Source organism: Streptomyces sp. SID8374 (genome assembly GCF_009865135.1).
Lineage (GTDB): Bacteria > Actinomycetota > Actinomycetes > Streptomycetales > Streptomycetaceae > Streptomyces.
Genome location: NZ_WWGH01000001.1, coordinates 5254460 through 5266192, shown reverse-complemented (window position 1 = coordinate 5266192; position 11733 = coordinate 5254460). Strand labels below are relative to the sequence as shown.

General features: G+C 71.0%; 13 protein-coding genes. 7 read left to right on the top strand and 6 right to left on the bottom strand.

All coding sequences use genetic code 11. From position 1 onward, the window contains the following. Positions 1–26 precede the first annotated feature (26 nt). Positions 27–179 (top strand): hypothetical protein, encoded by a 153-nt coding sequence (locus tag GTY67_RS34665; RefSeq protein ID WP_093692475.1) that lies wholly within the window; start codon positions 27–29, stop codon positions 177–179. A 135-nt stretch (positions 180–314) separates the two neighbouring features. On the opposite strand, the gene GTY67_RS23585 is transcribed toward GTY67_RS34665, so the two are convergent. The 3 genes from GTY67_RS23585 to GTY67_RS23575 form a co-directional block, all read right to left on the bottom strand. Further along, positions 315–920: a MarC family protein gene (locus tag GTY67_RS23585; RefSeq protein WP_161279894.1), complete on the bottom strand. Its 606-nt coding sequence runs from the start codon at positions 918–920 to the stop codon at positions 315–317. A gap of 130 nt (positions 921–1050) precedes the next feature. Next, positions 1051–1917 (bottom strand): PHP domain-containing protein, encoded by an 867-nt coding sequence (locus GTY67_RS23580; RefSeq protein ID WP_161279893.1) that lies wholly within the window; start codon positions 1915–1917, stop codon positions 1051–1053. Between the two features lie 99 nt (positions 1918–2016). After that, positions 2017–2694, bottom strand: coding sequence for a DUF6758 family protein (locus tag GTY67_RS23575; protein ID WP_093692472.1), 678 nt, complete (start codon positions 2692–2694; stop codon positions 2017–2019). A 171-nt stretch (positions 2695–2865) separates the two neighbouring features. Here GTY67_RS23575 and GTY67_RS23570 point away from each other — a divergent pair, with 171 nt between their 5' ends. Next, a complete protein-coding gene (locus tag GTY67_RS23570; protein WP_161279892.1) occupies positions 2866–4119 on the top strand; it encodes an MFS transporter in 1254 nt (417 codons plus the stop codon). A 13-nt stretch (positions 4120–4132) separates the two neighbouring features. Here GTY67_RS23570 and GTY67_RS23565 read toward each other — a convergent pair whose 3' ends face one another. Next, positions 4133–4717: a suppressor of fused domain protein gene (locus GTY67_RS23565; RefSeq protein ID WP_093692470.1), complete on the bottom strand. Its 585-nt coding sequence runs from the start codon at positions 4715–4717 to the stop codon at positions 4133–4135. A gap of 456 nt (positions 4718–5173) precedes the next feature. Between GTY67_RS23565 and GTY67_RS23560 the strand changes: the two genes are divergently transcribed. Both GTY67_RS23560 and GTY67_RS23555 read left to right on the top strand, forming a co-directional pair. Beyond that, positions 5174–6301, top strand: coding sequence for a magnesium and cobalt transport protein CorA (locus GTY67_RS23560; protein WP_093692469.1), 1128 nt, complete (start codon positions 5174–5176; stop codon positions 6299–6301). A gap of 26 nt (positions 6302–6327) precedes the next feature. Next, positions 6328–6849, top strand: a complete 522-nt coding sequence (locus tag GTY67_RS23555) for a hypothetical protein (protein WP_161279891.1) — start codon at positions 6328–6330, stop codon at positions 6847–6849. An 18-nt stretch (positions 6850–6867) separates the two neighbouring features. On the opposite strand, the gene GTY67_RS23550 is transcribed toward GTY67_RS23555, so the two are convergent. Continuing rightward, on the bottom strand, positions 6868–7629 hold the full coding sequence (locus tag GTY67_RS23550; protein ID WP_161279890.1) for a hypothetical protein: 762 nt from the start codon (positions 7627–7629) through the stop codon (positions 6868–6870). Positions 7630–7793: 164 nt separating this feature from the next. Between GTY67_RS23550 and GTY67_RS23545 the strand changes: the two genes are divergently transcribed. From GTY67_RS23545 to GTY67_RS23535, 3 genes are read left to right on the top strand one after another with little or no spacing between them, the layout of a single operon-like run. Next, a complete protein-coding gene (locus tag GTY67_RS23545; RefSeq protein WP_093692466.1) occupies positions 7794–9071 on the top strand; it encodes a CBS domain-containing protein in 1278 nt (425 codons plus the stop codon). Then, complete coding sequence (locus GTY67_RS23540) at positions 9058–9621, top strand: DUF1003 domain-containing protein (protein WP_093692465.1); 564 nt, start codon at positions 9058–9060, stop codon at positions 9619–9621. Before GTY67_RS23545 ends, GTY67_RS23540 begins: the two co-directional genes overlap by 14 nt. Positions 9622–9664: 43 nt before the next feature. After that, positions 9665–10798 carry an Mrp/NBP35 family ATP-binding protein gene (locus tag GTY67_RS23535; RefSeq protein WP_093692464.1) on the top strand — a complete coding sequence of 378 codons (1134 nt, stop codon included), beginning with the start codon at positions 9665–9667 and terminating at the stop codon, positions 10796–10798. A 224-nt stretch (positions 10799–11022) separates the two neighbouring features. Here the strand turns inward: GTY67_RS23535 and GTY67_RS23530 are convergent, their stop codons facing one another. Further along, on the bottom strand, positions 11023–11688 hold the full coding sequence (locus GTY67_RS23530; RefSeq protein WP_093692463.1) for a hypothetical protein: 666 nt from the start codon (positions 11686–11688) through the stop codon (positions 11023–11025). Positions 11689–11733 lie beyond the last annotated feature (45 nt).

The following is an 11733-nucleotide window of genomic DNA, read 5'->3' as shown; positions in this document are numbered from 1 at the left end:
AGGAGGATCAGACGAAGGGAAGCCATATGCGCTTCGAGATCATGCGACTCGACGACGTCGACGGTACCGCCGTGGACTCCACCGTCGTGGACGCCGCCTCCGTCAACCGGATCGTGCAGCAGGCCGCAGCCATAGGCCAGCGCATCTACATCCGGCCGGCCGACAGCTCGGCTTCGTAACGCTTCATGGGTCATGGGCTTCTGATATCTGACGCCTGATCACGCATTGCGCCGCTAAAGACGAAGCGCCCCCGCACGGAAGGACCGTGCGGGGGCGCTGTGGCGTCCAGGAGAGGTCTCAGGAGTCGAGAGGTCTCAGGAGTTCTGGATGACCTGGGTGACGCCGTTGATGATCTGCTGTACGGCGATGGCGGAAAGCATCATTCCGGCGAGCCGGGTCACCAGGACCACGCCGCCGTCCTTGATGATCCGGATGATCACCAGCGAGTAGCGCATCGTCAGCCAGAGCACCACGTGCATGGCCGCGATCGCCGACCAGACGGAGAGCTGGCCGCCGATCCCGTCGGCGTGCTGCACGGCCAGGATGACCGAGACGATCGCACCGGGACCCGCCAGCAGCGGCATGCCCAGCGGTACGAGCGCCACGTTGACGTCCTTGGTCTGGGTCGGCTCGTCCGTCTTTCCGGTGAGCAGGTCCAGCGCGATGAGCAGCAGCAGAAGCCCGCCCGCGATCATCAGGGCGGGCACGGAGACATGCAGATAGTCGAGGATCTGCTGGCCGAGCAGACCGAAGACGGCGATCACGCTGAAGGCGACCGCGACGGCCTGGAGCGCCATCCTGCGCTGCACCTTGGCAGGGCGGCCCGCGGTGAGGGCCAGGAAGATCGGGGTGATTCCGGGCGGATCCATAATCACAAAAAGGGTGAGAAAAAGGGATCCGAAGACAGCGACGTCGAACACAGTGAGCCTTGCGAGAGATGAGCGGGCGGTACGGGGGCGCGCGGGCCCGGTCGGCGGCCGTCGGCGTACGACGGCAGGGGTGAGGGGCGCACGAGGAGTGGGACGGTGAGGCGGTGGGAGGCGAGGGGCCCTACAGGCGGCCGGTTCCGCCCGCGCCCGGCACCGGGAAGGCTCCCGTGGCGCGCCGGGTGATCTCGCCGTAGATCTCGGGGTCGGTGGTGTACTCGCCGAGCGCGACGGTTTTTCGGCTGCCGTGGTAGTCGCTGGAGCCGGTGGGCAGGAGCCCCAGCTCCCGGGCGAGGCCGCGCAGCCGGGCCCGGGTGGGCTCGTCGTGGTCCATGTGGTCGACCTCGATGCCGTCCAGGCCGGCGGCGGCGAGTGCGGCGATCGTGGTCTCGGGGACCGTCGCACCGCGCTTCGAGGCGCCCGGGTGGGCGAAGACGGTGACACCGCCCGCCGCCTTGACGAGCCGGACCGCCTCGAAGGGGTCGAACTCGTGCTTCTCGGCGTAGGCGCGGCCCCCGTTGCCCAGCCAGTCGGGCGTGAAGGCGTCGGAGACGGTGTCCACGACGCCCAGTTCGACCAGGGCGGCGGCGACGTGCGGGCGGCCGACCGAGCCGTCCCCGGCGATGCGGGCGACCTGCTCCCAGGTGATGGGCACGTCGAGAGCCCGGAGCTTGCGGACCATCTCCTGGGCGCGGGGCACCCGGTCGTCGCGGACCAGCTCCCGGGCGCGCTCGAACGCGGCGTCGGCGGGGTCGAAGAGGTACGCCAGCATGTGCATGCTCACGCCGTCGACCCGGCAGGAGAGCTCGGCGCCGGTGACGAGGGTGAGCCCCTCGGGCAGCGCGTCGATGGCCTGCTTGTGGCCGCCGACGGTGTCGTGGTCGGTGAGCGCGACGACGTCCAGCCCTGCGGCGGCGGCGTTGGCGACCAGCTCGGCGGGGGTGTCCGTACCGTCCGAAGCGGTGGAGTGGGTGTGCAGGTCGATGCGCACGACGTGTGACTCCAGGGCTCGCGGGCGGACGGGGGACCGCTCAAGGATAACCGCCGCACATCAGGCCCCCGGCCGCGATCGCGCCCGGTCCGGCGTGATCTAGCGCTCGCCGTTCCCCTGCCGGGGCGGCCCCTCCGGGACGGTGAGCAGGCGCGGGGTCAGGGCCCCGCACGGGACGAGGTCCACCTCTCCCCCGGCGTCGCGCAGGTCGGTCAGCACCAGCTCGTCGTACATCAGCAGCCCCGACTGCTCCGGCCACAGGATCGCCCAGAGCCACAGCCCGCGCGCCTCGCCCGCGAAGACCGCCCGGTCCTCCGGGGCGTTGCGGACGTGCCAGAGCGGGGTGGGGCGGCCGGCGGCGTGCACCTTGGCGTCGGGGGCGGAGTCCACGTTCAGGTGGTGGCCGGGGTCGGGGCCGTCGATCCCGGCGTACCGGGCGCCGAGCCCGACGCCCAGCTCCTCGGCGACGAGCAGCAGCTCGCCCATGCCGCCGAGCGGTCCGGGGCCCGAGCAGGCGACGACGGTCGCGCGGCCGCCGCTGCGGTCGTCACCCGCGCTGGCCACCCCGGTGAACAGCCAGCCCACCGGGAGCGGCCACGGCATCCAGACGGGCACCTGCGAGCGGTGCACCACCACGCCGAGCGCCTCGACGCTCGGCGGGACGACCGGCTGCATCGGGTGCACCTGGCCGTGCGCGGAGCACTGCCAGGCGTCGGCGAAGAGACCGGGCGCCCTGACCCGGCCACCGCACTTCGGGCAACTGGGTTCGCCCCTCATAGAGCCCAACGGTCCTCCCCGCCGGTCGCCGCGTCAAGGACGATCACCCGTCCGCAGCGTGGCCGCCACCGGGGAGAAGCGGGAGGGGATTAGATGTAGCTTGCATTTATTAGTTCGTCTAACTTATTCTGTGTATGACGCATCGACCTGGAGGAGAGAAGGAGTCAGCCCATGCCAGGACCCACGCCAGGAGAGGACCCGTTCGACGAAGGGGCCACGGCCATCAGCATCCTGCGCCAGCCGAAGGCCGTCTGGGCAACGGCGGGCGCCTCGGTGGTCGCCTTCATGGGGATCGGCCTGGTGGACCCGATCCTGCCGTCCATCGCCCAGGGGCTGAACGCCACACCCAGTCAGGTGTCGCTGCTGTTCACCTCGTACTTCCTGATCACCGCCGTCGCCATGCTCGTCACCGGCTTCGTCTCCAGCCGCATCGGCGGCCGTAAGACCCTGCTCGCCGGCCTCGCGCTCGTCGTCGTCTTCGCCGCGCTCTCCGGCACCTCGTCCTCCGTCGCCGAACTCGTCGGCTTCCGGGCGGGCTGGGGCCTGGGCAACGCCCTCTTCGTCTCCACCGCGCTCGCGGTGATCGTCGGAGCGGCGGCGGGCGGCAGCTCCGCCGCGATCCTGCTGTACGAGTCGGCGCTCGGCCTCGGCATGGCGTGCGGGCCGCTGCTCGGCGCCCTGCTCGGCAACGCCAGCTGGCGCTACCCGTTCTTCGGTACGGCGGCGCTGATGGCGATCGGCTTCCTCTGCATCGCCGCGTTCCTCAAGGAGCAGCCCAAGCCCGCCCGTAAGACCTCGCTGCTGGACCCGGTGAAGGCGCTGGGCCACGGCGGACTGGCCTCGGTGGCGGCCTCGGCCTTCTTCTACAACTACGCGTTCTTCACGATCCTGGCGTTCACGCCGTTCGTGCTGGACATGACCCCGTACAAGTCCGGCGCGGTCTTCTTCGCCTGGGGCCTGCTGCTCGCGGTCTTCTCCGTGCTGGTCGCCCCGCGCCTCCAGCGCCGCTTCGGCTCGCTCAAGGTGCTCGGCGCCTCGCTGGTGCTGCTCGCCGTCGACCTGCTGGTCCTCGGGTACGGGAACCACACGACGGCCATCGTCGCCACGGTCGTCTCCGGTGCCTTCATCGGCATGAACAACACCGTCTACACCGAGCTGGCCCTCGGCGTCTCCGACGCGCCGCGCCCGGTGGCGAGCGCCGGGTACAACTTCGTCCGCTGGTTCGCCGCGGCGGCCGCCCCCTTCCTCGCCCCGAAGATCGAGGAGTGGACCGACATCCACATCCCCTTCGTGGTGGCCGCGCTCGCCGCCCTCGTCGGAGCGGCCGTCGTGGGCGTACGGCGTACGGCGCTGACCCACGAGGCCGAGGAGCTGGAGCCGGTCCACGCCCTGGAGGACAGCGTGAGCGTCTTCGCCGACCGTTGAGCGGTCAGGGGCTTCAGTCCAGCGGTACGGACGTGCGCAGCGGGTCGCGCAGGTCCGTACCGTGCGTGAGCCACCGCTCCTGGAGCTCCTGCGCCCCGCGCACCCGCTTCCAGGCGGCCTCGTTGGGGGTCATCGGCAGCAGCGGCAGGAAGCGGACCGGGTCCATCGGCTCGTCCAGCTCCAGGTCCTCCACCAGCCCCCCGGACTCCGCCACCAGCACCGAGGTGAACGGCGCGCCGGGCCAGAGCGGATCGCCCAGGTCCAGCGAGGCGCCCGGGGCCACGATGAGCCCCTCGACCTGCGGGGAGGCGGCGAGCACGGCGAGGGGGCGCAGCACCTGGTCGGTGTCGGCGAGCCCGACCCGTACCGACAGGACCAGCTCGGCGCGGGGGCCCTTCACCGGGTCGGCGAGCGGTGAGGTGGGGTCGGCCATCGGCCGGCCCGACATGCCGAGCGTGGCGTAGCGCACCACGTCGCCGTCGAGGAAGCGGAGCACCTCGATACGGTCCGTGCCGAGGAACGTCACATCGGCGCGGGCGTCCGGTTCCCCGAGGGCCGAGCGGAGCCGGGCTTCGACCAGAGCGAGAATTTCTGCCATCCGGCGAGCATAGAGTGCGCATGGAGTGGGCAAAGTAAGGGATTCGGTCCGGGACGGCTGATAGCCTGGCCGCCGGTCGGGACAGCGCGCAGAAGCGTCGCTCTCTTTGTCCCGACGACACGTCGTCCCCCACGGGGGACCGGCCGGAGGAGGTGGGGACTGCTATGGATCCAAGTCGACCGTGCAGTACCGATCACTCTTCCGCGTACCGCTGTTCCCGTTGAACCTCCCGCTGAACTGACGCCTCGTCGGCCGTCCTCGATGGCCCTCCGACGGTCGTTCGCACCGCGGAAGAGCACCAGGAATCCGTGGAAGAGTCTCTCGTTCTTTTGCCTGTCTGTTGCGAACGCCGTCATCGCGCCCGCGCGGTGGAGCCCGCTTTGCGGACGTGAGCGCACGTCCCCATTCCGGGCTGTTCCACGCCCTCGCCGACGGCCCTCCGTGAAGGAGCCAGCCATGTCGATGATCCGTGACCTGCGCGCCGCCGTGCGCCCGTCCCTGCGTCCCTCCCTCCGTAAGAACAGCACTCCCCACAACGCGTACGACACCACCCGCGACCCGTCCGCCTCCAGCGCCGTCGTCGACTGCGCGGTCTACCGCGACGGCAGCCGCGTGGAGGGGCCCGCCACCCCGACCCCGCACGAGGCGATGCTCCAGGTGCGGGAGGAGGGCGGCTTCGCCTGGATCGGGCTGCACGAGCCGACGGAGGAGGAATTCGCGGGTATCGCCCGGGAGTTCGGGCTGCACCCGCTCGCCGTCGAGGACGCCGTCCACGCCCACCAGCGGCCCAAGCTGGAGCGGTACGACGACACGCTGTTCACCGTCTTCAAGACGATCCACTACGTGGAGCACGCCGAGCTGACCGCGACCAGCGAGGTCGTGGAGACCGGCGAGGTGATGTGCTTCACCGGCCGGGACTTCGTCATCACCGTCCGGCACGGCGGGCAGGGCTCGCTGCGCGCCCTGCGCCACCGCCTCCAGGACGACCCGGAGCTGCTCGCCAAGGGCCCGTCCGCCGTCCTGCACGCCATCGCCGACCATGTCGTCGACGGGTACATCGCGGTGGCGGAGGCCGTGCAGGACGACATCGACGAGGTGGAGATCGATGTGTTCTCGACCCCGGCCAAAGGAGGCCGTCGCGGTTCGGACGCGGGCCGGATCTACCAGCTCAAGCGTGAGGTGCTGGAGTTCAAGCGGGCCGTCTCGCCGCTGCTGCGCCCGATGCAGCTGCTCAGCGAGCGGCCGATGCGGCTGATCGACCCCGACATCCAGAAGTACTTCCGGGACGTCGCCGACCACCTCGCCCGGGTCCAGGAGGAGGTCATCGGCTTCGACGAGCTGCTGAACTCGATCCTCCAGGCCAATCTGGCGCAGGCGACCGTCACCCAGAACGAGGACATGCGCAAGATCACCTCCTGGGCGGCGATCATCGCCGTACCCACGATGATCTGCGGGGTCTACGGCATGAACTTCGACTACATGCCGGAGCTGGAGTGGAAGTACGGCTATCCGCTGGTGCTCGGACTCATCGGGGCGGTCTGTTTCTCCATCCACCGCATCCTGAAGCGCAACGGCTGGCTGTGAACGCGGCAGGACCTATGCTCCCGCCCATGAGTGATGCTGCCGAAGCCCTGCTGGAGAAGGCCCTCGTCGAGGAGGCCACGAAGAAGTCCGGCCTCGTCTGGGTCCGGGCCGCCGGGCCCGCCCGGGCCGTGTGGCACGTCTGGCACGAGGGCGCGGCCCACCTCGTCGGGGACGGCCCGGGCGAGCAGCCGCTGCCCGAGGGCCTCACCGACGGCGGCCGCGCCGAGGTCACCGTACGCAGCAAGGACAAGGGCGGCCGGCTGGTCGCCTGGACCGCGTCGGTACGGGTCCTGGCGCCGCACTCCGAGGAGTGGGAGGCGGCCGTCGCCGAGCTGAAGGGCAAGCGGCTGAACGCACCGGACGCCGAGGTGATGACGGAGCGCTGGGCGCGGGAGTGCACGGTGGTGCGGCTGACGCCCGAGGCGGTCAGCACGCAACTGCCGGACACCTCGCTGGCGGCCGCCCCGCTGCCGACCGGGGCGACCACCCGGCAGCCCGTACCGGCCGCGCTCCCCCGGCTGCTGCTGAAGCGGCGCCGGAAGAGCTGACACCTCCGCAGGTGTGTGTCAGCCGGAGGACTTGGGGAGCTTGCCGCCGTAGTCGACGGTGTCGTCGTCCTCCGGGGCCTCCAGCGGAACGGCGCGCCCCCAGTCGGCCAGGGTGACGGTGCCCCCGCCGCCGCCGCGCGCCACCCGGACCGGGTACGGCTTGCCCTCCAGGGAGACGTCCAGCGCCCCGCCCTCGCCCTTGCCGCCCAGGAGCTGGATGGTGCGGTGCCCGGTGACGGTGTCCCTGGCCCCCTTGTTCAGGGTGCCGTGCAGCGTCAGCAGGCCGTCGAGGAGGACCTTCTTGTCGGTGAAGCCGCGCAGCTGGCGGTAGCTGGGGTCGTCCTCGGGGACCTTCACGTACTTGCCGCCCAGCTTCTCGGCGGCCTCCTGGTCGGAGCGGCCCGACCTGCCGTCCTCCTCGTGCAGCCAGAAGTCGGCGTCGGCCTTGATGAACAGCTCGTCCTCGATCCGCAACAGCACGAAGCTGCGCTTCTTGGAGGAGACCGACCCCATGCCGCCCTTGTCGCTGAGCTTCATGTTCAGCATGTAGGTGCCGCCCTTGCTGACGAGGGTGCCCGCCAGCCGCACACCGTCCGCGCTGTCGGCCGCCGCCCTGGCCTTCGTGTCGATCTGCTCGGCCGAGAGTTTCCCGATCCCGTTGGTCCCCTTGTCCGGGTCCTCGCCCGCGCAGGCGGTGAGGGCCGCGATGAGCCCCCCACAGAGCACGACTGCGAGCGCGGTCCGGCGATGATTCCGGACGGCCGGGGCAAAAGAGGTCACGGGCGGACTGCCTCTCAACTGCGATCGGGGGGCAGAGCGCAGCGTACCCGGGGTCCACGGCCCGTCCGGCAGCCAGCCGTACGGACGGGTCCGCCGGGGCGGGCCACGACGGCAGGGGCTAGCCTGATCACGGCGTACGGCTGTTTGGGAGAAGGAGGCGGAGCATGGCGGCAGGAGCCCCCAGGGTCTTCGTCTCGCACCTCGCCGGGGTGCCCGTGTTCGATCCGAACGGGGACCAGGTCGGCCGGGTCCGCGATCTGGTGGCGATGTTGCGGGTCGGCGGACGGCCGCCGCGCATCCTGGGTCTGGTCGTCGAGGTGGTCAGCCGGCGGCGGATCTTCCTGCCGATGACCCGGGTGACGGGCGTGGAGTCGGGCCAGGTCATCACGACCGGCGTGGTCAACATGCGGCGCTTCGAACAGCGGCCCACCGAACGGCTGGTCCTCGGCGAGTTCCTCGACCGCCGGGTGCGGCTGGTGGAGACCGAGGAGGAGGTCACCGTCCTGGACGTGGCGATCCAGCAGCTGCCCGCCCGCCGGGACTGGGAGATCGACAAGTACTTCGTCCGTAAGGGGCGGGGCGGTGCGCTGCGCCGCAAGGGCGAGACGTTGACGGTGGAGTGGTCGGCGGTGAGCGGCTTCTCGCTGGAGGAGCACGGGCAGGGCGCCGAGAACCTGGTCGCCACCTTCGAACGGCTGCGCCCCGCCGACGTCGCCAACGCCCTGCACCACCTCTCCCCCAAGCGCCGCGTCGAGGTGGCCGCCGCTCTCGACGACGACCGGCTCGCCGACGTCCTGGAGGAGCTGCCCGAGGACGACCAGGTGGAGATCCTCGGCAAGCTCAAGGAGGAGCGGGCCGCCGACGTCCTGGAGGCGATGGACCCGGACGACGCGGCCGACCTGCTCTCGGAGCTGCCCGAGGAGGACAAGGAGCGGCTGCTGACCCTGATGCGGCCGGACGACGCCGCCGACGTACGGCGGCTGATGGCGTACGAGGAGCGGACGGCGGGCGGTCTGATGACGACCGAGCCGATCGTGCTGCGCCCGGACGCCACGGTGGCCGACGCGCTGGCCCGGGTCCGTCAGTCGGACCTGTCCCCGGCGCTCGCCGCACAGGTGTACGTGTGCCGCTCACCCGACGAGACGCCGACCGGCAAGTACCTGGGCACCGTGCACTTCCAGCGGCTGCTGCGCGACCCGCCGTTCACCCTGGTCAGCTCCATCGTCGACAGCGACCTGGTGCCGCTGCCGCCGGACACCCCGCTGCCGACCGTGACCAGCTATCTGGCCGCGTACAACCTGGTCTCGGCGCCCGTGGTGGACGAGAGCGGGTCCCTGCTGGGCGCGGTGACGGTGGACGACGTACTCGACCACCTGCTCCCCGAGGACTGGCGCGAGACCGACTTCCACGGCGAGGGGGGCATCCGCCATGGCCGAACGTGAGGAACGGGCGAAGGCCGCCTCGACGGGCGCCTCGGGTCTGATGCGTCCGCCGCGCACCCGGCTCGACCAGCCGAAGTCGCCCCGGCGCAGGCTGCTGCCGGAGTACGACCCCGAGGCGTTCGGCCGGTTCTCCGAGCGGATCGCGCGGTTCCTCGGCACGGGCCGGTTCATCGTCTGGATGACGCTGATCATCATCGTCTGGGTGGCGTGGAACGTCTGGGCGCCCAAGGACATGCGGTGGGACGAGTACCCGTTCATCTTCCTGACCCTGATGCTCTCGCTCCAGGCGTCGTACGCGGCCCCGCTGATCCTGCTGGCGCAGAACCGGCAGGACGACCGGGACCGGGTCACCCACGAGCAGGACCGCAAGCAGAACGAGCGCTCCATCGCCGACACCGAGTACCTCAGCCGGGAGATCGCGGCGCTGCGGATGGGCCTCGGCGAGGTCGCCACCCGGGACTGGATCCGCTCGGAGCTCCAGGACATGGTGAGGGACATGGAGGACCGCCGGATCCTCCTCGGATCCGAGAGTGACGAAGGCGACCGCTGACGGGCTACCCGCCCGTAGGGCCGGGCGCCGTAACATCGTCGGTATGGCTACGGAAGACGCGGTGCGTGAAGCACTGGCGACAGTGAACGACCCGGAGATCCACCGCCCGATCACCGAGCTGGGCATGGTGAAATCGGTCGAGATCGATCCTGACGGTGTAGTCGCTGTCACGGTGTATCTCACGGTCTCCGGCTGCCCGATGCGCGACACGATCACGAGGAACGTGACGGAGGCGGTCTCGCGCGTGGAGGGCGTCTCCCGTGTGGAGGTCACCCTCGACGTCATGAGCGACGAGCAGCGCAAGGAGCTGGCGAGCTCGCTGCGCGGCGGCACCGCCGAACGCGAGGTGCCCTTCGCCAAGCCCGGCTCGCTGACCCGGGTGTACGCGGTCGCCTCGGGCAAGGGCGGCGTCGGCAAGTCCTCGGTGACGGTGAACCTCGCGGCGGCGATGGCGGCCGACGGGCTGAAGGTGGGCGTCGTGGACGCGGACATCTACGGGCACAGCGTGCCCCGGATGCTCGGCGCGGACGGCAAGCCCACCCAGGTCGAGAACATGATCATGCCGCCGTCCGCGCACGGCGTGAAGGTCATCTCCATCGGCATGTTCACCCCGGGCAACGCGCCCGTGGTGTGGCGCGGCCCGATGCTGCACCGGGCGCTCCAGCAGTTCCTCGCCGATGTGTACTGGGGCGACCTGGACGTCCTGCTGCTGGACCTGCCGCCGGGCACCGGTGACATCGCGATCTCCGTGGCGCAGCTCGTGCCGAACGCGGAGATCCTGGTCGTCACGACCCCGCAGCAGGCGGCGGCCGAGGTGGCGGAGCGGGCCGGTTCCATCGCCGTACAGACCCACCAGAAGATCGTCGGCGTCGTCGAGAACATGTCGGGCATGCCGTGTCCGCACTGCGACGAGATGGTCGACGTCTTCGGCTCGGGCGGCGGCGCCCGGGTCGCGGAGGGGCTGACCCGCACGGTCGGCGCGGAGGTGCCGGTGCTGGGCTCCATCCCGATCGACGTACGGCTGCGCGAGGGCGGCGACGAGGGCAAGCCGGTGGTCCTCTCGGACCCGGACTCCCCGGCCGGCAAGGCGCTGCGGTCGATCGCGGAGAAGCTGGGCGGCCGCCAGCGCGGCCTGTCGGGCATGTCGCTGGGTATCACCCCGCGCAACAAGTTCTGACCTCACCCAGCCGATCCGGACACCCACCCAGCCCGTCCGGCGCCTGAGGACATCTTCTCCGTCCCGGCGCCGGACGAAGCCGGTCACATCCGGCCCGACCGGACGCCCACCCAGCCCGTCCGGCGCTTGAGGACATCTTTCGGCGTGCCGCGCCGGACCGGGCCGGGCACATCCAGCCCGTCCGGCGCCTGAGGACGAAGGCGGCCCACCGGACGCCCCCGGCCCTACTCGTACGTCGTGATGTCCTTGATCACCGAGAACCCCAGCCCGTACGCGCTCATCCCCCGCCCGTACGCCCCGATGTGCACGCCCTCGTGCGCCGACCCGGCGAGCACCCAGCCGAACTCGGACTCCCGGTAGTGGAACTCCACCGGGACCCCGTCCACCGGCAGGGACAGCTTCGACCAGGGCGCGGAGCCGAGGTCGTCGGCGAGGGTGAACGCCGTCTCGGTCTGCTGGTCCAGCCAGTCGTCGCGCAGGGTGTGGTCCATCTGCGGCGGCCACGTGTACGCCAGCAGCCCCGAGCCGGCCAGCCAGGCGGCCGAGGAGACCGTGGTGGCGTCCAGGACCCCCGTACCGTCACCGCTGCGTCTCACGGGGCTGGCGGCGACCGTGATGACGGCCGCGAACCGCTCCTTCTCGGCGGTGGAGCCGTCCGTCTTCACCGAGGGCTCGTCGCCGTGCCCGGTGGAGCCGTGCTGCACGGTGCCGTCCGCGGCCGTGCCGACCTGCATCAGCCAGCGCGGTCCTGTGAAGGCCTCGTCCAGCCCGTACCAGGGGAAATCGGCTTCCAGATAGCCGTCGACGGTACGCCGCCGGGCCGCCGGCACCTCCTCCGCCGTGACCGTGCCAGGGGCACCGTCCGTATCCACCCGACTCGTCGTCTCCATCTGAGCGGCCGCCTCCTCGATCAGTCCTGATCCGGAGCGGCCCGC